The organism is Nocardia sp. NPDC051981 (assembly GCF_040680715.1).
Lineage (GTDB): Bacteria > Actinomycetota > Actinomycetes > Mycobacteriales > Mycobacteriaceae > Nocardia.
The window spans coordinates 314,853-334,355 of record NZ_JBFAXK010000002.1; the positions used below are offsets into that span (position 1 = coordinate 314,853).

Genomic DNA, 19,503 nt, shown 5'->3' on the forward strand with positions numbered 1-19,503 from the left:
ATGACCCACAGCATCGAACGCAAAACCGTTGTGGTGGTCGGCCACGGCATGGTCGGACACCGCTTCGTGGAGGCGCTGCGCTCCCGTGACGAGGCCGGAACCTGGCAGGTCATCGTCCTCAGCGAGGAGAAGCTGGCCGCCTACGACCGCGTCGGCCTGTCCTCCTACGTCGGCAGCTGGGAGGCGTCCGCGCTGGCACTGCCCGGCAACGACTACGAGGGCGACACCCTGGTCGACGTCCGGCTCGGCGTGAAGGCCGACGCCGTCGACCGCATCGCCCGCAAGGTCACCACCTCCACGGGTGAGGTGATCGGTTACGACGCACTGGTTCTCGCGACCGGCTCCTACGCCTTCGTGCCGCCGGTGCCGGGCCACGACGCCGAGGGCTGCCTCGTCTACCGCACGCTCGAGGACCTGGACGGCATCCGGGCCGCGGCCGAGGCGGCCGGTCCGGGCGCGGTCGGCATCGTGGTCGGCGGCGGTCTGCTCGGCCTGGAGGCGGCCAACGCGCTGCGGCTGCTGGGCATGACCCCGCATGTGGTCGAGTTCAACAAATGGCTGATGCCGGCCCAGATCGACGAGGGCGGCGGCGCCATCCTCGAGAAGCTGGTGACCGAGCTGGGCCTGGCCGTGCACACCGGTGTCGGCACCTCCACCATCGAGACCGTCGAGGGCGCACCGGTCGCCGAGCGGCTCAAGGTCACCTTCTCCGACGGTAGCGAATTGCGTTCGGCGCTGGTGGTTTTCGCCGCCGGTGTGCGTCCGCGTGACGAGATCGCCCGCAGCGCCGGGCTGGAGGTCGGCGAGCGCGGCGGTGTCATCACCGATCTGAGCCTGCAGACCTCGGACCCGAACATCTACGCCATCGGCGAGGTCGCCGCGGTCGAGGGCGTCTGCTATGGCCTGGTCGCCCCCGGCTACAGCACTGCCGAGGTAGTGGCCGACCGTCTCCTCGGCGGTGCAGGCGAGTTCCCCGGCGCGGATATGTCCACCAAGCTCAAGCTGTTGGGTGTGGACGTGGCCAGCTTCGGTGACGCGCACGGCCGGACCGCTGGCGCGCTCTCGGTGGTGCTGCACGACGCCGCCAAGGGCACCTACGCGAAACTCGTTGTCTCCGATGACGCCCAGACCCTGCTCGGCGGCGTCCTGGTCGGTGACGCCACCCAGTACTCGGCGCTGCGCCCGCTGGTCGGCCGCCCGCTGCCGGCCGATCCGGCCGCGCTGATCTCCCCGGCGGGTGCGGAACTGGGCGCGGACGCGCTGCCCGGCGACGCCCAGATCTGCTCCTGCAACAACGTCTCCAAGGGCACGATCTGCGGCGCCATCGCCGACGGCGCCTGCGACGTGCCGGCCATCAAGAGCTGCACCAATGCCGGAACCTCCTGCGGCGGTTGCGTTCCCATGCTCAAGAAGCTGCTGGAGCAGTCGGGCGTGGAGGTCTCCAGGTCGCTGTGCGAGCACTTCACGCAGTCGCGCGCGGAGCTGTTCCACATCATCCAGTCGACCGGCATCCGCACCTTCTCGGGTCTGATCGCCAAGTACGGCACCGGAACCGGCTGCGACATCTGCAAGCCGACCGTCGCCTCCATCCTGGCGTCCACCTCGAGCGATCACATCCTCGACGGCGAGCAGGCCTCGCTGCAGGACACCAACGACCACTTCCTGGCCAACCTGCAGAAGAACGGCACCTACTCGGTGGTGCCGCGCATGCCCGGCGGTGAGGTGACCGCCGAGCAGCTCATCACCATCGGTGAGGTGGCCAAGGAGTTCGACCTGTACGTGAAGGTCACCGGTGGTCAGCGCATCGACCTGTTCGGCGCCCGCGTCGAGCAGCTGCCGCTGATCTGGAAGCGTCTGGTGGACGCGGGCATGGAATCCGGCCACGCGTACGGGAAGTCGCTGCGCACGGTGAAATCCTGCGTGGGTTCGACCTGGTGCCGCTACGGCCAGCAGGACTCGGTCGGCATGGCCGTGCTGCTCGAAAAGCGTTACCGCGGTTTGCGTTCCCCGCACAAGCTGAAGCTGGCGGTGTCGGGTTGCGCCCGCGAGTGCGCGGAGGCGCGCGGCAAGGACGTCGGCGTCATCGCCACCGAGCACGGCTGGAACCTGTACGTCGGCGGCAACGGCGGTCTGACCCCGAAGCACGCGGTGCTGCTGGCCGGCGAGCTCGACGACGAGACGCTGATCAAGTACATCGACCGCTACCTGATGTTTTACATCCGCACCGCCGACCGGCTGCAGCGCACCGCGCCGTGGCAGGAGGCCCTCGAGGGCGGCATCGACTACCTCGAGCAGGTCGTCTGCGAGGACAGCCTGGGCATCGCCGCGGATCTGGAAGCGGCCATGGCCAAGCACGTCGAGGGCTACAAGGACGAGTGGGCCGCGGTGCTCGAGGACGAGGGCAAGCTGTCGCGCTTCGTGTCCTTCGTGAACGCTCCGGAGGAGTCGGACCCGACCATCGGCTTCGACGAGACCGGTGAGCGCAAGGTGCCGGTCCTGCTCGGAATCCCGGACATCCCGGTCAATGCGACCCGCGCCAGAGACCGCCACGCACGGGAAATGACCGCTTAACCGCGAGGAAACAGGGCGCCGGTACCAATAGGTAGGGCGTTCGGAGGAGAGTACCGATGACCGTGATCGACACACCCGGCACCGCAGTCACGACCGTTTCAGGTTGGACACAGGCCTGCCGGCAGGACTATCTGATTCCCGGCCGCGGCGTGGCGGTCCTGCTGAAGGGCGGCCGCCAGGCGGCGCTGTTCCTCACCGCCGACGGGACGCTGTTCGCCGTCGGCAATATCGATCCCTTCGGGCGCGCGGCGGTCATGTCGCGCGGTCTGGTGGGCGACCGCGGCGGTGTGCCGGTGGTGGCGTCGCCGCTGCTCAAGCAGGCCTTCTCGCTGATCGACGGGCGCTGCCTGGATGATGACTCGATTTCCCTGCCGGTGTACGCGGTCCGCGTCGCGGACGGTGTGGTCTCGGTGTCCAACGACCCGGTCCAATTCATCGGCGGTACGGTGTGACCGAGGTGGACAGCGGTACCCCGCTGGCCGGCTTCACGGTCGGCATCACGGCCGCCCGGCGCGCCGAGGAACTCGGCACCCTGCTGGCCCGCCGGGGCGCGAATGTTGTTTCCGCCCCGGCCATCCGGATCATTCCGCTGGCCGACGACACCGAGCTGGAGCGGGTGACGCGGCAGCTGGTCGCGGCTCCGCCGCAGATCACCGTGGCGACCACCGGCATCGGCTTCCGCGGCTGGATGGAGGCCGCGGAGGGCTGGGGCCTGGCCGAGGAGCTGCGTGCCACCCTGGGCTCGACCCGCATGCTGGCCCGCGGTCCCAAGGCCAAGGGCGCCATCCGCGCTGCCGAGCTGCGCGAAGAATGGTCTCCCGCTTCGGAATCCAGCGCCGAGGTGCTGGATCACCTGCTGGCCCAGGGGGTCGAGCGGGTCCGGATCGCGGTGCAGCTGCACGGCGCCACCACCGAGTGGGAGCCGGTGCCGGACTTCTGCGAGGTATTGCGCTGCGCCGGAGCCGATGTGGTTCCGGTCCCGGTCTACCGGTGGATTCCGCCGGACGACCGTACTCCCATGGACCGCCTCATCGAGGGCATCGTCACCGCCGGACTGGATTGCGTGACCTTCACCAGCGCTCCGGCCGTGGCGTCACTTCTCATGCGCGCCAAGGAGACCGGGCTGCTGGAGGCCGTCCTGCACGCCTTCCGCACCCGGGTGCTGCCGGCCTGCGTCGGCCCCATCACGGCCGCGCCGCTGGAGGAGCTGGGCGTCACGACGTCCATGCCCGGCCGCGCCCGTCTGGGCGCGCTGGCCCGCCACGTCGCCGAGGAACTTCCCCGGCGCGCCAACCGGATTCAGGCCGCCGGGCACCTGCTCAGCGTCCGCGGCGGTTGCGTCGTCGTGGACGGTCAGGTGCGCCAGCTGGCCCCCGCGCCCATGGCGCTCATGCGTTCCCTGGCCCGCCAGCCGGGCCGGGTCGTCTCCCGTGAGGACCTGCTCGCCGCCCTGCCCGGCGGTGGCGACGACACCCACGCCGTGGAGACCGCCATCGCCCGTCTCCGTGCGGGCCTCGGCACCCCCAAGGCCATCCAGACCGTCGTCAAGCGCGGCTACCGGCTGGCTCTCGATCCCGCCGAGTGCACCGACAATCCGCACCCGGAGGTTCCGAATCAGGCTGCGCGCCACCCGGTTCCGGCGCACACCCAGGGTCTGGGCGCGCGCCGCGAGATGCCGCCGCGCATCCCTGGTACCCGCGCGCCGCACGCGGAGATCCCGCCGCCCGCCGCCGCGGCCCGCCGCCCGATCACCCCGGTGAACGGGACGGCCCGCCCGGTGGGCTTCCCGGCGCAGTCCGTCTCCGCCGCCCGCCCCGCGGTGGCTGGGCGCCCCGGCCGTCCGGCCGGGAGTGCGTGGTGAGCGTGCCGGCGCTGGTGCTCGTCGCGCACGGCACCCGGAGCGCCCGGGGTGTGGAGATGATCGCCGAACTGGCGGGAGCTGTTGCGCGGGAGCTGGGTGCGTCGGCGCTCGCGCACGGTGTCCCCGGCGGGATCGCCGAGACAGGTGCCGGTGCCGATTTCGGGGCCGCATCGGCATCGTTGCGTGAGATCGCGATCGCCGGTACGCCGCGGGTGCGCACCGCGTTCGTGGATGTGCTGGGGCCCTCCCCGGCCGAGGTGTTGCGGGATCTGGATCCGGTTCCCGCCGTGGTGGTTCCGGCCTTCCTGGCCTCGGGCTACCACGTGTATCAGGATGTGCCGCGAGAGGTGGCCGCGAGTGCTCATGACGCGGTCGCGGTCACCCAGGCGATGGGCCCGGACCCGGCGCTGGCCGAGGTGACGCACCTGCGGCTGTGTGCGGCGGGCTGGCGGCCGGGGGACGCGGTGGTGTTCGCCGCCGCGGGTTCCTCGGATGCGCGGGCGCGCCGGGATGTGCAGCGCGCGGCGCGCCTGCTCTCGGAGCGCGTCGGTACGACCGCGCACCTGGCCTATATCGCGACCGGTGAGCCCAAGGTTCCGGAAGTGGTTGCGGCGGTGCGGGCTTCGGGCGCGCGACGGGTCTTCGTGGCCTCCTATCTGCTCGCCCACGGGCTGTTCCACCAGCGTCTGCACGAGGCGGGCGCGGACGGTGTCGCCGAGCCGATCGGTGTGCACCCGGCCGTGGTGCGCCTGCTGATCGATCGCTACGTCGCGGCAATAGATTCGGTGACGGCCGTCCGGGTCGCCTGATCGGCACGGTCCGGGCCTTGGTCGGATTAGGGGCTCGCCCCCGATCCGTTAGGGGGCCGGCCCGAAACGAATCGCCCAATTCCCCTATCACTTGGTGATTTTCGATTCGCATGGCAACCTTTACCGCAATTCGGTAAAGACCCTGGAGGATCCCCACGTGAAGAAGTTTGTCGTCGCCGCTGTGATCGCGGGCGGTATCGCCGGCCCGGCCGCCACCGCCGCCGCCGATTTCCCCACGATCTACGACCCGTGGACGGCGTGCATCCGGTCGGGCCAGACCTACGACCAGTGCCAGGCGCTGGTCAACAACACCCAGCCGACGGATCAGGGCGCGGGTTTCGGCTGGACCGGTTCCGCCGCCGCCCACTGAATTCCAAAACAATTTAATTTCAGATTCCGGGCCGACGCCGAATGGCGTCGGCCCGAGTCGCGTCCGCGTGATCCACATCACAGTAGCGACTCCTCAGCAGTGGTTAAGGCACTCCGCTTATGTGCCGTCCTGCGGCCTGACCTGTCTCGCTCACCGGTATTCGCCGGTTCCCTTCGGCTCGACGGCGATCAGGATGGCGGGATGTCGCTCGAACATCCCGCCCGCCGCGCCGGACTCGCCTCGCAGGCGGCGGTGCGCGCCAAGTGCAAGGCCGAGTGGCTCGCCCTCTTCGCGGCCGACGCGCGCGTCGAGGATCCGGTCGGCATCTCCCCGTATGACCCGGTGGGCGAGGGGCATTCAGGTCGCGAGGCCATTGCGGCCTTCTGGGACAAAGCGATCGAGCCCAGCCGAATCGAATTCGAGTGGGCCGATTCGTTCGCGTGCGCCGATGAAGCGGCCTTCACCGGGACCATTCGCAGCGCACGCCCCGAGGTGGTCGTCGAGGTTGATCTCGTCGCCGTCTATCGGGTGGATGCGGACGGGAAAATCGTTGCCCTGCGTGCGTTCTGGGAACTGGACCGCGCCCGCGTCACGCCTATTTCCAAGTAGCCCATCGGGCCGGATCAGCCCTTCGGGGTCTGCAGGGCCGGGAACCAGATGTCGGTGAGGACACTCGCGGCCTCCTCGGCGGAGACGTCGATGGTGCCCTGCATGGCCCAGCGGGTGAAGAACCGTTCCAGTTGGGCGACAAGGAGTTCCACGCGCAGGCGGGCTTCGTCCTGGCGGTCGGCGGGCCAGCGGGACAGGTAGGAGCTCATGACATTGGGGAGGGCCATGATGCCCTCTCGTGCCACCTCCCGGAATTCGGGTTCCAGCGTCGTCGCCTCGTCCCAGGCGGGCAGTAGGTCCTTGTACTCCTGGAACCAGTCGATGGCGCGCCGCATCCAGGCGGCGAATTCCTCCCGCGAGCCGGTGTCGAGCACGTGGTCGAGGTCCTCGTAGAAGTGCTGGACGCTGGGCAGCGTGCCCTGTTCGGCGATCGCGCGCAGCACATCCGGTTTGCCGGTGAAGTGCAGGTAGAAGGTGGCGCGGCTGCAGCCGACGGCGGCGGCGATGTCGTCGACGCGGACGGGCGCGTACCCCTGCGTGGTGAACAGCTGCTTGGCCGCGTCGATGAGCCGGCTGCGGGTCAGCCGCTTCTGTTCGTCACGCAGCGAAGTGCGCCGGGGTGCATCGGGGTGGTCTACGTCGGATCGGGTCACGCTTGAATAATAGACGCAAGTTCACTCACTAGACACTCTGTCTAGCGAGTGTTAGCGTGTGTGGCACATCACGTCCGGCAGGGCTCCGAGACCCGTCGCCGAACCAGGAGAGTGAATTGGCTGCGCTATCTGCACAAAATCGTGAGCTGCCCCGGGTCGCCATCATCGGCGCCGGCCCGTCGGGCATCACCGCCGCGAAGCGGCTCGCCGAATACGGCATCCCCTTCGACTGCTACGAAGCCTCCGACGAGGTGGGCGGCAACTGGTACTACAAGAACCCGAACGGTATGTCGGCCTGCTACCAGAGCCTGCACATCGATACCTCGAAGTTCCGGCTACAGTTCGAGGACTTCCCCGCGCCGGAGGAGTGGCCGGACTTCCCCCACCACAGCCAGTTGCACCAATACCTGAAGGATTATGTCGACCACTTCGGCATCCGCGACCGAATCATTTTCGATACCAAGGTGATTTCGGCCGACCGCGACGCCGAGGGGCTGTGGCGGATCATCACCGACAAGGGCCACGACAAGATCTACGACGCGCTGATCGTGGCCAACGGCCACCACTGGGACCCGCGCCTGCCCGATTACCCTGGCGAGTTCGACGGTGTGCTCATGCACTCGCACGCCTACAACGACCCGTTCGACCCGATCGACATGCGGGGCAAGCGAGTCGTCGTGGTGGGCATGGGCAATTCGGGCCTGGACATCGCCTCGGAGCTGTCGCAGAAGTTCATCGCCTCGAAGCTGTGGGTGTCGGCCCGCCGTGGTGTCTGGGTGCTGCCCAAGTACGTCAACGGCAAGGTCGGCGACACCCAGGTGGTTCCGCCGTGGATGCCTCCGAAGGTGGCGCTCAAGCTCAAGCAGCGCTTCGTGGTCAAGAACCGTGGCCGGATGGAGGACTACGGCCTGCCCAAGCCCGATCACCTTCCGTTCGAGGCGCATCCGTCCGCGAGCGAGGAATTCCTGCATCGGGTCGGGTGCGGCGATATCGATTTCAAGCCGGCGATCACCCGTCTCGACGGCAAGACCGTGCATTTCGCGGACGGTTCGTCGGAGGAGGTGGATGTGGTGTTGTGTGCCACCGGCTATCACATCAGCTTCCCGTTCTTCACCGATCCGGCGCTGCGGCCCGATACCGACCATAAGCTGCCGCTGTGGCGTCAGATGGTGAAGCCCGGCATCGACAACCTCTTCTATCTCGGTCTGGCACAGGCGATGCCGACCCTGGTGAACTTCGCCGAGCAGCAGTCCAAACTGGTAGCGGCCTACCTGACCGGTAACTACCGGCTGCCGTCGCACGCGGAGATGACCACGCAGGCGGCGCGGGTCGAGGCGGAACGCGCCGCGCGCTACTACAACTCGCCGCGGCACACCATCCAGGCCGATTTCGACGTCTATGTCCGCGAGCAGAAGAAGGAACTCGCCGAGGGCGCGCGTCGTGCGGCCGCAGCGGGAAACACGCTGCCGGTGCGGGCCCGTGCCCTGGTGCGGGTGTAGAGGGGTAGAAATGACCACAGCATCACAAAGTGATTCCCACAGCGGTGACGCGACGGGTGGGTGCACTGTCGCTGGTTTCTGTTCCGACGAATACGCCTCGCTGCGCGCGGCTTTCACCGAGCACGTGGAGTCGGGCGCGGAGCTCGGGGCCTCCGTGTGCGTGGTCGTCGACGGCGAACCCGTGGTCGATCTGTGGGGTGGCTGGTCCGACCTCGAACAGACCAGGCGGTGGGGCGCCGACACCCTGGTGAACACCTTCTCCATCACCAAGACCATGGTGGCGCTGTCCGCGTTGCTGCTGGTCGATCGCGGTGAACTGGATGTGCGGCAGAAGGTTTCGCACTACTGGCCGGAGTTCGCCGCCAACGGCAAGGCCGATATCGAAGTACGACACCTGCTTTCGCACACCTCCGGCGTCTCCGGTTGGGAGGCCCCGATCGTGCTGTCGGATATCTACGACGCCGATGCGGCATCGGATCGACTTGCGGCACAGGAGCCTTGGTGGGAGCCGGGCACCGCGTCGGGCTATCACGCCTTGAACTACGGTCACCTGCTGGGCTCGGTGATCAAGCGAATCACCGGCCGTCCGCTGGGCCGGTTCTTCGCCGAGGAGCTAGCGCAGCCGCTGGGCGCGGACTTCCACATCGGCACCGCCGCCGCGGATCTCGGCCGCATCGCCACGCTGGTTCCGCCGGAGCTGCCGGAGTTCGACCAGTCGCTGCTGCCGCAGGACAGCGTCATGTTCAAGACGCTGTTCCAGCCGCTGCTGGACTTCGCCGAGTGCGGCACGCCCGCCTGGCAGCAGGCGGAGCTGGGTGGTATGGGCGGCCACGGCAATGCCCGCTCCATCGCGCGCCTGCAGTCGCTGATCAGCAATGGCGGCGAGCTGAGCGGCCGGAAGTACCTGTCGGACAAGACCATCGACCTCATCTTCGAGCAGCAGTCCGACGGCTTGGACCTGGCAATCATGCTGCCGCTGCGCTTCGGCCTCGGTTACGGCCTGCCGCAGCCGCAGACCGCGCCGCACGTGCCGGACGGCCGGGTGTGCTGGTGGGCCGGACTGGGCGGCGCGATGGTGGTCAACGACCTGGACCATCGCGTGACCTTCGCCTACGCCATGAACCGGATGGCGCCCGGCCTGATCGGCTCCGATCGTGCCGACGCCTACCTGAAAGCGACCTTCGACACAGTCAGGGGGCGTGCGTGACGGGCTTCACTCGGGCAAGCTGCGAAGATTCGCGCAATCGGATTCGAGGATTTGATTCATGACCAATGCCGTTGATCTGCAGGCTCTGGCCGCCCAGGTGGCCGGGAAGCTGACCGGGCCGGGCGGGCCGTTCGAGATGACGGTCGAGCAGGTGCTGGGTGTGCCGCTGCCGGTGTTCAAGCATCGCCGTGGTTCGCTGCTGGAGTTGCTGGAAGCGTCCCGTGAGCTAGGTGATCTCGACTATCTGGTGTCCGCGCGCACCCGCTACACCTTCGCCGAGCACTACGCGGCCGCCGGCGCACTGGCCGCCGCGCTGGCCGAACGGTACGGCGTGGGCAAGGGGGACCGCATCGGCATCCTGGCCGCCAACACTCCGGAGTGGGTGCTGACGTTCTGGGCCGCACAGCGATTGGGCGCGATCCCGGTCGGCTACAACGCCTGGTGGGTGCCGCGCGAGATCGCCTACGGCCTCGATCACTCCGCACCCAAGGTCGTGATCGCCGACGCCAAACGCGCCGCGCTGGCCGTGGAGACCGGCACCGAGATCCCGGTGCTGACCATGGAATCCGACCTGCCCGCCCTCATTCAGGAGTTCGCCGGCGGTAACCCGAGTGCCGAGGTGAGCGAGGACGATCCGGCGATCATCCTCTACACCTCCGGCACGACCGGCCGCCCGAAGGGTGTGGTCCACACCCAGCAGAACATGGTCGCCGTGGCCGACTACCACCGGTTCATGGACGCCCTGGCCGCCGGTTTCCGCGGCCAGGCCTGGGACGGTTCCCCGGCGGGCCGCCGTTACCTGGCCACGATGCCGCTGTTCCACATCGCGAGCCTGCACAACCTGTCGATCCCGCGCCTGACCACCGGTGACGCCGTCATCTTCCCGACCTCGGGCGAGTTCGACGCCGAATCACTGCTGAAGCTGGTCGAGACCGAGAAGGTCACCAACTGGGCGGCCGTGCCGACGTTGGCGAGTCGCATTCTGGCCGTGGACATCTCGAAGTACGACCTGTCCTCGCTGACCGCGTTCTCGCTCAACTCCGCGCCGTCCTCGCCGATTCTGGTGCAGCGGCTGCGTGAGCGGTTCCCGGTCGCGCTGCAGGGCTTGACCACCAGCTACGGCTGCACCGAGTCCGGCACCGCCGCGACGGTGGCAACCCCGCCGGAGCTGGCCGCCGACAACGAGACCGTGGGCCGCGCGGTGGTCGGTGTCTCCCTCGAGGTCCGCGACCCCGACGGCAACCCCGTGCCCGACGGTGAAGAGGGTGAGATCTGCATCCGCAGCCCGTACGTGATGCTCGGCTATTGGAACAACGAGGCCGCCACCAAGGCGTCCATCGACGAGAACCGCTGGCTGCGCACGGGCGATTACGGCACCCTGCGGGCGGGCAAGCTCTACATCTCCGGCCGCCGTTCGGATCTCATCCTGCGCGGTGGCGAGAACGTCTACCCGCAGGAGATCGAGAACGTCCTCGACGAGCACCCGCTGGTGCGAGAGTCCGCAGTGATCGGTGTCCCGCACGAGGATCTCGGCCAGGAGGTCGCCGCCATCGTCGTGGTCGACGACCCCGAGCAGCTGTCCGAGGACGAGTTGCGCGATCACGTGGCCAGGCAGCTGGCCTACTTCAAGGTGCCCGCCCGCTGGTTGGTCACCGCAGATCCGTTGCCGCGCAACGCAACCGGCAAGGTGCTGCGCCGCGATCTCTCCCTGGGAAAGTGAATTCCTGTGTACGACACCATCATCAAGAACGGGCGCTGGTTCGACGGCACCGGCGCACCTTCGGCCATCCGTAATCTCGGCATCCGGGACGGCCGGGTCGCGACCGTGTCGTCCGCCCCGCTGGACGAGACCGGGTGCGGCCGAGTGATCAACGCGACCGGCCGCTGGGTCATGCCGGGCATGATCGATATTCACACCCACTACGACGTGGAGGTGCTGCTGGATCCGACGCTGTCGGAGTCGCTGCGGCACGGCGTCACCACGCTGCTGCTCGGGTCGTGCTCGCTGTCCACCGTGCATGTCGGCGGCTCGGACGCGGGTGACCTGTTCGGCCGGGTGGAGGCGATTCCGCGTAAGCACGTGGTCGAGGCGGTGGACGCGCTGAAGACCTGGAACAGCGCGCACGGCTATGTGGCGGCGCTGGAGTCGCTGCCGCTGGGCCCGAATGTCGCTGCCTTCATCGGTCATTCGGATATCCGGGCGTCCCAGCTGGGCCTACAGCGGGCCACCGATCCGGATGTGCAGCCGACCGAGTCCGAGCTGACGGCCATGGAGCACAAGCTGACCGAGGCGCTGGACGCCGGATTCGTCGGCATGTCCTCGCAGCAGCTGCTGTTCGACAAGCTGGACGGCGAGGTGTGCCGGTCGCGGACGCTGCCGTCGACCTATGCCACCGGCAAGGAGCGGCGGCGGCTGAATCGCATTCTGCGCGACCGCAAGCGGGCGTTGCAGGGTGGTCCCGACGTCGCCAAGCCGCAGAGCATGCTCGGCATGGCGGCCAGCAGCCTGGGCTTCTTCCGGCCCAAACTGAAGGTGAGCTTGCTGTCGGCGGCCGACATCAAGGCGATTCCCGGTGTGGTGAAGGTCTTTCCGCTGCTGGGCCGGATCATCAATGGGCTCGGCGGCGACTTCCGCTGGCAGCATCTGCCGGTGCCGTTCGAGGTGTACTCCGACGGCATCGATCTGCCGGTGTTCGAGGAATTCGGTTCCGGCGCGGCGGCTCTGCACCTGTCCAACCAGCTGGAGGAGCGGCGGGAACTGCTGGCCGACGAGAACTACCGCCGCTGGTTCCGCAAGGACTACGACAAGAAGTGGGGTCCGCGGGTCTGGCATCGCGACTTCTTCGACGCCGAGATCACCGAGTGCCCGGATGCGAGCGTGATCGGCAAGACCTTCGGTCAGGTTGGCGTGGATCGCGGCGGTGTGCACCCGGTGGACGCCTTCCTGGATCTGGTGGTGGAGTACGGGCCCAAGGTGCGCTGGCGCACCACCATCTCCAATCACCGGCCCGAGGTGCTGGATGTGCTGGCCGCGGATCCCAGTGTGCAGCTGGGCTTCTCGGACGCCGGCGCGCATCTGCGGAACATGGCCTTCTACAACTTCGGGCTGCGGCTGCTCGAGCGCGTGCACAAGGCGCAGCAGGCGGGCCGGCCGTTCATGACGGTCGAGCACGCCGTGCACCGGGTGTCCGGCGAGCTGGCCGACTGGTACGACCTGGATGCCGGTCACCTGCGCGAGGGCGATCGGGCCGATGTGCTGATCATCGATCCGGCGAAGCTGGACGACAGCCTGGAAGCCTATGCCGAGAGCCCGATTCCGGAGTTCGACAACCTCTCCCGCATGGTCAACCGCAATGACGACACCGTCACCGCGGTGCTGGTGAACGGCGAGTTCGTCTTCGGGCTGGGGGAGAAGGCCGACACCCTGGGCAAGGAACGCACCGGCGAATTCCTGCGGGCAGGTGCCCGATGAACGCCCGTCGATTCGACGGCCGCGCCGCGGTCGTCACCGGTGCGGCCTCCGGTATCGGCGCGGCCATCGCCGCCGCGCTGATCGCCGAGGGCGCGAACGTCGTCGGCCTCGACATCGACGAGGCGGGTCTCGGGAAGAAGGCCGCCGAACTCGGCGACGCCTTCGTCCCCGTGGCCACCGACGTCACCGACGAGGCTCAGGTGGAGGCCGGGATCGCCACCGCCGCATCCCGTTTCGGTCGTCTCGACGCGGCCTTCAATGTGGCGGGCGCGTCCCGTATCGGCGCGGTCACCGACCTCACCGAGGCCGACTGGGATTTCACCATCGACCTGATTCAGAAGAGCGTCTTCCTGTGCACCAAACATGAGGCACGCCTGATGAAGTCGACCGGTGGCGGCGCGATCGTGAATATCTCATCGCTCGACGCCCGCGTGCCCATGCCCGGTGGCAGCCCCTACTCCACGGGCAAGGCGGGCGTGGTCATGTTCACCAAGAACGCGGCCCTGGAGCTGGCCCAGTTCCGCATCCGAGTGAACGCCATCCTCCCCGGCCTGGTGGACACCCCGCTGGTCGCGGCCGTCATGGGCTACGAGCCCGCCAAACAGATGTTCCTGGACCGGATCCCGATGGGCGCGCCCGCCACCCCGGAACAGATCGCCGCACCCAGCCTGTTCCTCGCCTCCGACGACGCCTCCTACATCACCGGCATCGACATGGTGGTGGACGGCGGCTGGGAGCTGAGCAACTTCCCGAACTTGGCGAAGCTCGCGGGCTGAGCCGAGAACCCGCCCTGGGCCCCGAAACACGTTCCAGCCCAGGGCGGTTCAGCTCATAGGATCGAACTGCCCGCCCTGCACAGCCCGAGTGAAAACGTCCCACTCAACCGGTCCGAAAACCAGCGCGGGGCCAGGATTCTTGGAGTCCCGAACGGCGACCCGTCCTTCGTCGAGGTGGGCCGCCTCCACGCATTCGCCCTGCGAGGTGCTTCGGGTCGATTTGAACCACTGGGCGCGGGACAGGTCGATGCTCACTCGCCGTACTCCTTCGCTATCGACAGGATGAACTGCCGAGACGTGTCGTGATCCAACGCTACCCGGCTGATCTCGGCGAAGGCGTTGCGGTAGGGCTTCACTTCGGCTTCTCGCTCCAGATAGAGGTCTCCTGCGTATTCTTCCACGAACACCACGGGGGGTTCGATCAATCCAGTCGCCGACATCTTCGGAAACTCCAGCAGCACAAACGATCCCGTCACAGAACCGAGATGCCCCGAGGTGTCGAAGGGAACCACCCGGACCGAGACGTTCGGGAACTCTCCGACCTCGGCGAGGTGCCGGAGTTGGGCGGCCATGACTCCGGCCCCTCCGATGCGATCGCGGAGCGTCATTTCCGACAGCACGACATCGACGACGAAGTCGGGGTCGTCGAGCCGGGCCTGTCGACGGACGACCATTGCGACGCGCTTCTCGACCGGTCCTGTTTGGACTCCCGGTGTTTCGGTCCAGGCGAGCGCGCGCCGATATTCAGGTGTCTGGAGCAGTCCGGGGATGATGGTGACCTTCCAGACGGAAATCCTGCGCGCCGCTTCCTCGAGCCCCATGTAGTGGTCGAAACCTTCGCGCATCTCATCGGCATACGCCCGCCACCACCCGCCGCCCGACTTGTGCGTGGTCCGCACCTCGAGTGCGAGCTCCAAGAGCATCGCGCGTTGTCCGGCGGTTGCTTCGTAGGTATTGCACAGGACGTTGATATAGAGGTCGGAGACCTTGGTGGGCAGCCCGTCCTCCATGCGCCCGATGGTCTGCGGCGACACCCCTATGGCCCGCGCGGCCTCGGACTGCCGCATCCGCTTCGCTTCCCGTAAACGCTTGAGTTCCCGGCCCAGTGCCCGCCGCGCCATCGTCGATCCGGTCACCATCTCGTTACCCTCACTATCGGACGCGCCGAAATATGGAAGGCTCCGCCACAGACGTCTCCGTCACGGGCATCGCCGTATCTGAATTCCTTTATATTTCAGCCACATTCGGGCGTTTCGGTATTCCGAATTCGGCTCGCTAGGAGTCTACTCGAGGCAGGCCATCGAATTTCGGCCTTTTCTGCCCATTCGGCCAATGTCTGGAGCCGTAATGTCTTGGGAACCTTGGCTTTTGTCTCTTATGACCGTATTCAGCGTGGTGGCCACGGTGGCCAGTGCGCTGGACGAGGCCAGCACCGCCCGTCAACGTGCGAGGTCGATCCGGCTACGACGGATCGGCGGCGGCTACGTCGAGGTGCCGGTGCCGTGTGATCGCCAGCCCGGTCGTCATCGTCGGAACAGGAGATGAGCAGTGCCTCAACCAATCTCACATGAGGTCCCCGACTATCCCGTCCAGAATCTGGAGGTCGCGCGGCGCGGGCTGGAATCGCACGAGTCGTGTGATGGGCGGTGTGAGGCGAAACGCTATTTCGCCGCGCTCGTTCCGCATCTGGATATGCTCGCTCGCCGCCGGGCGGCCTCGTCCGGGTGGAATCTGTGGACCTCGCGGCAATAGCGGGCGGGCGGTGAATTCGCGAGGCGTGCTGGTGGTTTCGGGTCAGTCGCGGCGCGGCGGGATGCCGTCGCGCAGGAGATCCTCGACGGTGGCGAAGGTGTGTGCGGTGAGCCAGAGGCGCAGCAGGTGCCGCCGCCGGTCGAGGTCCTCGTCGTCGGTGTACGCCTCCCGGCAGTGCAGGATCTTGGCGTTGCTGAGGATCTGCACGTCGCCGGGCGCGAACTCCATCGGGAGGTAGAAGCGCGGGTCGTTGGCGGTGTCCTCGAGCATTCGCATGGCTTCGAGCTGCGGGTCGGTCAGGGGCGGGACGTCCGGGTGACGCTGGGCGTCGCGGATGTACCAGCCGACGTAGAAGATCCGCGGCGTGCCGTTGATGTCGTGGATCGCGGGCAGCGTGAAATACGGTGTCTCGCCGGGTGATTGCTCGTCGTTGCGGTCCCAGTGGAAGGGCTGCCGCAGGACCTCGATGAGGTCCGGTCGCTCGTCGAGGATGTGGTTGTAGACCGCCAGGGAGCTGGCGATGCGGCTCTCCCCACCGGATTTCGCGGCATTGAGGCAGAGCAGCCCGACCAGGTCGGAGCCGTCGGTGTGGAAGTCCTGACGCTGGCTGGTGGTGTAGAGCCGCACCGCTGGGCTGTCGCGGGCGATGCGCTCGTCTCGAACATGGCCGAGCCGATCGCCCGCGGCGTTCTGGCTGACCGGGGTGCCCAGATGCAGCCCGAGACCCACATAGGCGAGCTCGGTTTCGGCCGGTGTGAGCAGATCCTGCGGGAAGCGCCGGATGAGCACGAACGCGCGCCCGTGGGCGAGGGTGGCGCTCCATTCCCGCAGCGGTTCGGCCAGCCCCGGGAGCGGGAAGTCCTCGCGTCGCACGGTCGCGGCGGTCAGGCCCGCGGCAATGGCGGCGCGCGCGGCATCGGCGATCTCCCGGCGCTGGGCATCGGTGAGCACTGCCGCCCACTCGGCGGGATCGCCGAGATCCGCCGTGCCACACGGCGGGTGATTCCACAGGTTGGTAGGGGGCGGCCGTCATGTGGGTGCTCCTGGTCCAGAGGTGGTGGTCGGGGCCGGTTCAGGACTGGACGGCGGTGTCCGTCCGACCGGCCGGCAGCAGTTCGCCGATGAGTTGTTCTACACGCGTCCGGATTTCATCACGAATGGGCCGTACGGCGGCGACACCCTTGCCCGCGGGGTCGTCGAGCTGCCAGTCGCGGTAGTCGACGCCGGGGAAGTACGGGCAGGTATCCCCGCAGCCCATGGTGATGACGACGGTGGAGGTCTGCACGGTGTCGGGCGTGAGGATCTTCGGTGTCTGAGCGGTGATGTCGATGCCGAGTTCGGCCATCGCCTCGACCGCGGCGGGGTTGATGGTCTCGGCGGGCGCGGTCCCGGCCGACCGGACCTCGATCGCGTCGCCGGCCAGGTGGGTGAGGAAGCCCTGGGCCATCTGGGAGCGTCCGGCATTGTGGACGCAGACGAACAGCACGCTGGGTGTGGCGGTCATCGGCTGGTCGGGCCTTTCAGGAGGTCTGGACGTTGCGGGGCGTGACGATGTCGTCCGCCGGTACGGGATCGGGGTAGAGCAGTCCGATCAGGCCGAAACCGAGTGCGGCACCCAGAATTTGGGCGGCGACGAATGCGGGCACCGACGCGGGGGCGATTCCGGCGAAGGTGTCGGAGAAGACGCGCCCGACGGTGACGGCCGGGTTGGCGAAGCTGGTGGAGCTGGTGAACCAGTAGGCCGAGCCGATGTAGGCGGCGACGGCTGCGGCCGAGAGTGCCGCGCGGCCGGTGCGGGCGAGCGCGAAGATGACCGCGATCAGTCCGGCCGTGGCGACCACCTCGCCGACCAGGTGGCCCGGGGTGACGCGGTGATGGGTGGCGATCTGGACGGCGGGCTGGTCGAACATGGTGTTGGCCAGCATCGCCCCCGCGATCCCGCCGAGGATCTGCGCACCGGTGTAGGCCACCAGGTCGGTGGCGCTCAGCCCGGTGCCTCGGCGGCGTCCGGCCCACCAATCCGCCGCCGAGACAACGGGATTGAAATGCGCCCCGGAAACCGGGCCGAGCATCAGGATCAGGATGCCCAGCCCGAACACCGTGGCGGTTGAGTTCTCCAGTAGTTGGAGACCACCATCGTGTGCGGATAGTTGCTGGGCCGCGATCCCGGAGCCGACCACCACGCACACCAGCAGACCGGTGCCGACGAACTCGGCCAGCAGTCGTCGTCTCAGCGTGTTCATCGGACCGCCGCCTCGGGGAGCGCGATGTCCAGTAATGCCGAAAGCTGATGCAGTGCAGCGGGTTCGACCCGGTAGTACACCCACGACCCGCGCCGCTCGCTCGAGAGCAGCCCTGCCTCGCGCAATACCCGCAGGTGATGGGAGATGGTCGGCTGGGAGACGTCGAAACCGTCGGAGATATCGCACACGCAGGCTTCCTGCCCGGTGTGGCTGGCGATCACCGACAGCAGCCGCAAACGGACCGGGTCCGACAACGCCTTGAACACTGCCGCCAGTTCCGTCGCGGCCTGTGCTGTCAACGGTTCGCGGATCAGGGGCGTGACCTCACACGCGGGTGAGGTCACGGCCAGTGGAAGCACTCGATTCGACATCCGTCGATATTGATGGATATCGAATCAGTGAGCAAGCGAATACCTGGTGAACGACCCGGTGCGGGCTCAGCCGCAGCAGGATGCCCCGGAGGCCACGGCCTCCGCCTTGGCCGCGCTGCCGCAGCAGGCCCCTTCGGCGGCGGCTTCCTCCGTGGTGCCGCAGCAGACCGCCATGGCCTGCGCGTCGTCCGCGACCGTTCCCGAGGCCGGTACCGGTGCGGTGCCGAAGGTTTCGCTATCGGCCAGCACCGTGTAGACCTCCCAGCGCTCGGCGTCGGGCGCGGTGACCCACACCTTGTCCTGGGTGGCGAAGCAACAGGTGGTCGCGATCTGCTCCTCGGTGAACATCCCGGCCTCGGAGAGTCGAGCGATCTCGGCGTGCACCTGGTCACTGGACTCGACCTCGACCCCGAGGTGGTTGAGGCTGCCACCGTGCCCCGGATTCTCGATCAGTACCAGCTTGAGCGGCGGCTCGGCGATGGCGAAATTGGCGTAACCGGCCTTGCGCTTGGCGGGCTCGGCCCGGAACAGAGTCGAGTAGAACGCCACCGCCTGGTCGATGTTGTCGACGTTGAGAGCGAGCTGAACACGAGACATGAGGCCCTACCTCCACTTGTGAGACATATGTCGAAGAACTGGTGTGACCGAGTCTGCGCACTATTTCGACATATGTCAAGAAGGTGGGTAACCTGGTTCGCATGCCCAAGGCGCTACCCGTGATCGACATGTCCGCCCCGGTCTGCTGCGCCCCCGTCGCCGCCGGTCCCGTCGGCGACGCCGCCGCCCTGGAAATCGCCCTGCGCCTCAAGGCCATTGCCGACCCGGCCCGCGTGAAACTCCTGTCCCTCCTCCTCGCCAGCCCCCTCGGCGAGGAGAACACCGGCGACCTGGCCGCAGCCGTCACCCTCGCCGAATCCACCGTCAGCCACCACCTCGGCCAGCTGAAGAAGGCCGGCCTGATCGAGTCCGAACGCCGCGGCATGAACACCTACCACCGCGCCCAGCGCGACTCCCTCGCCGCCCTGTGCGTCGTCCTCGACCCGAACTGCTGCCGCTAGCCGCAACTGTCGAGATCCGCGAACAGCCTCGGTTGTCAAAGGCTTTCGACGGTGTCGTGCTGTCCTGGTTGCCGGTAGCTGGTATTTGCGAACACTGTAGTTCGTGAAGATTCGGTATGAAGTGGTATTGCTTCAAATCGGGTGGGGTTGCGCGGGTGATGCCGGACGCTCGGCCGGGGAAGCCGATAGCGGCCCCTCCGTCTGGAATCTGTGCTTGGATACGCGAACCTGGACGGCCTGGCGAGGTGGTCC

The 19,503-nt window shown here is 67.7% G+C and carries 20 protein-coding genes; 12 read left to right on the forward strand and 8 right to left on the reverse strand.

Annotated elements, in window-relative coordinates; genetic code table 11:
- The 6 genes from nirB (at position 1) to AB0L60_RS05405 (ending at position 6,220) form a co-directional block, all read left to right on the forward strand.
- Positions 1 to 2,571, forward strand: coding sequence for a nitrite reductase large subunit NirB (gene nirB / locus AB0L60_RS05380; protein WP_364607595.1), 2,571 nt, complete (start codon positions 1 to 3; stop codon positions 2,569 to 2,571).
- A gap of 56 nt (positions 2,572 to 2,627) precedes the next feature.
- Positions 2,628 to 3,023: a nitrite reductase small subunit NirD gene (gene nirD / locus AB0L60_RS05385; RefSeq protein ID WP_364607598.1), complete on the forward strand. Its 396-nt coding sequence runs from the start codon at positions 2,628 to 2,630 to the stop codon at positions 3,021 to 3,023.
- Positions 3,020 to 4,432 (forward strand): uroporphyrinogen-III synthase, encoded by a 1,413-nt coding sequence (locus AB0L60_RS05390; RefSeq protein WP_364607601.1) that lies wholly within the window; start codon positions 3,020 to 3,022, stop codon positions 4,430 to 4,432. Before nirD ends, AB0L60_RS05390 begins: the two co-directional genes overlap by 4 nt.
- Entirely contained in the window at positions 4,429 to 5,241 is an 813-nt protein-coding gene (locus tag AB0L60_RS05395) for a CbiX/SirB N-terminal domain-containing protein (protein ID WP_364607604.1), read from the forward strand. The genes AB0L60_RS05390 and AB0L60_RS05395 overlap by 4 nt, the downstream gene beginning before the upstream one ends.
- A 157-nt stretch (positions 5,242 to 5,398) precedes the next feature.
- A complete protein-coding gene (locus tag AB0L60_RS05400; RefSeq protein ID WP_364607607.1) occupies positions 5,399 to 5,611 on the forward strand; it encodes a hypothetical protein in 213 nt (70 codons plus the stop codon).
- Positions 5,612 to 5,812: 201 nt separating this feature from the next.
- Entirely contained in the window at positions 5,813 to 6,220 is a 408-nt protein-coding gene (locus tag AB0L60_RS05405) for a nuclear transport factor 2 family protein (RefSeq protein ID WP_364607610.1), read from the forward strand.
- A 14-nt stretch (positions 6,221 to 6,234) separates the two neighbouring features.
- Here the strand turns inward: AB0L60_RS05405 and AB0L60_RS05410 are convergent, their stop codons facing one another.
- Entirely contained in the window at positions 6,235 to 6,873 is a 639-nt protein-coding gene (locus tag AB0L60_RS05410) for a TetR/AcrR family transcriptional regulator (protein WP_354834040.1), read from the reverse strand.
- Between the two features lie 116 nt (positions 6,874 to 6,989).
- Between AB0L60_RS05410 and AB0L60_RS05415 the strand changes: the two genes are divergently transcribed.
- The 5 genes from AB0L60_RS05415 to AB0L60_RS05435 are packed head-to-tail and all read left to right on the forward strand — an operon-like array spanning position 6,990 to position 13,827.
- Positions 6,990 to 8,372 carry an NAD(P)-binding domain-containing protein gene (locus AB0L60_RS05415; protein ID WP_364607614.1) on the forward strand — a complete coding sequence of 461 codons (1,383 nt, stop codon included), beginning with the start codon at positions 6,990 to 6,992 and terminating at the stop codon, positions 8,370 to 8,372.
- Between the two features lie 10 nt (positions 8,373 to 8,382).
- Positions 8,383 to 9,579 carry a serine hydrolase domain-containing protein gene (locus AB0L60_RS05420; protein ID WP_364607617.1) on the forward strand — a complete coding sequence of 399 codons (1,197 nt, stop codon included), beginning with the start codon at positions 8,383 to 8,385 and terminating at the stop codon, positions 9,577 to 9,579.
- 58 nt (positions 9,580 to 9,637) lie between these two features.
- The gene (locus tag AB0L60_RS05425) at positions 9,638 to 11,299 is read left to right on the forward strand and encodes a class I adenylate-forming enzyme family protein (protein WP_364607620.1); all 1,662 of its coding nucleotides are present in this window, start codon (positions 9,638 to 9,640) and stop codon (positions 11,297 to 11,299) included.
- Positions 11,300 to 11,305: 6 nt separating this feature from the next.
- Positions 11,306 to 13,051 (forward strand): amidohydrolase family protein, encoded by a 1,746-nt coding sequence (locus AB0L60_RS05430; RefSeq protein ID WP_364607623.1) that lies wholly within the window; start codon positions 11,306 to 11,308, stop codon positions 13,049 to 13,051.
- On the forward strand, positions 13,048 to 13,827 hold the full coding sequence (locus tag AB0L60_RS05435; protein WP_364607626.1) for an SDR family NAD(P)-dependent oxidoreductase: 780 nt from the start codon (positions 13,048 to 13,050) through the stop codon (positions 13,825 to 13,827). Before AB0L60_RS05430 ends, AB0L60_RS05435 begins: the two co-directional genes overlap by 4 nt.
- Positions 13,828 to 13,875: 48 nt before the next feature.
- Here AB0L60_RS05435 and AB0L60_RS05440 read toward each other — a convergent pair whose 3' ends face one another.
- The 7 genes from AB0L60_RS05440 to AB0L60_RS05470 all read right to left on the reverse strand — a co-directional run bounded on the left by AB0L60_RS05440 (position 13,876) and on the right by AB0L60_RS05470 (position 18,790).
- Positions 13,876 to 14,082, reverse strand: a complete 207-nt coding sequence (locus AB0L60_RS05440) for a DUF397 domain-containing protein (protein WP_364607629.1) — start codon at positions 14,080 to 14,082, stop codon at positions 13,876 to 13,878.
- The gene (locus AB0L60_RS05445) at positions 14,079 to 14,966 is read right to left on the reverse strand and encodes a helix-turn-helix transcriptional regulator (RefSeq protein ID WP_364607632.1); all 888 of its coding nucleotides are present in this window, start codon (positions 14,964 to 14,966) and stop codon (positions 14,079 to 14,081) included. The genes AB0L60_RS05440 and AB0L60_RS05445 overlap by 4 nt, the downstream gene beginning before the upstream one ends.
- A 655-nt stretch (positions 14,967 to 15,621) precedes the next feature.
- A complete protein-coding gene (locus AB0L60_RS05450) occupies positions 15,622 to 16,530 on the reverse strand; it encodes a TauD/TfdA family dioxygenase (RefSeq protein WP_364607635.1) in 909 nt (302 codons plus the stop codon).
- Positions 16,531 to 16,651: 121 nt separating this feature from the next.
- Entirely contained in the window at positions 16,652 to 17,083 is a 432-nt protein-coding gene (locus tag AB0L60_RS05455; RefSeq protein ID WP_364607638.1) for an arsenate reductase ArsC, read from the reverse strand.
- Positions 17,084 to 17,099: 16 nt separating this feature from the next.
- On the reverse strand, positions 17,100 to 17,822 hold the full coding sequence (locus AB0L60_RS05460) for an MIP/aquaporin family protein (protein ID WP_364607641.1): 723 nt from the start codon (positions 17,820 to 17,822) through the stop codon (positions 17,100 to 17,102).
- On the reverse strand, positions 17,819 to 18,193 hold the full coding sequence (locus tag AB0L60_RS05465) for a metalloregulator ArsR/SmtB family transcription factor (protein WP_364607644.1): 375 nt from the start codon (positions 18,191 to 18,193) through the stop codon (positions 17,819 to 17,821). The genes AB0L60_RS05460 and AB0L60_RS05465 overlap by 4 nt, the downstream gene beginning before the upstream one ends.
- A 66-nt stretch (positions 18,194 to 18,259) precedes the next feature.
- The gene (locus AB0L60_RS05470; RefSeq protein ID WP_364607652.1) at positions 18,260 to 18,790 is read right to left on the reverse strand and encodes an ArsI/CadI family heavy metal resistance metalloenzyme; all 531 of its coding nucleotides are present in this window, start codon (positions 18,788 to 18,790) and stop codon (positions 18,260 to 18,262) included.
- Between the two features lie 101 nt (positions 18,791 to 18,891).
- Here AB0L60_RS05470 and AB0L60_RS05475 point away from each other — a divergent pair, with 101 nt between their 5' ends.
- On the forward strand, positions 18,892 to 19,251 hold the full coding sequence (locus AB0L60_RS05475) for an Rv2640c family ArsR-like transcriptional regulator (protein WP_364607655.1): 360 nt from the start codon (positions 18,892 to 18,894) through the stop codon (positions 19,249 to 19,251).
- Positions 19,252 to 19,503 lie beyond the last annotated feature (252 nt).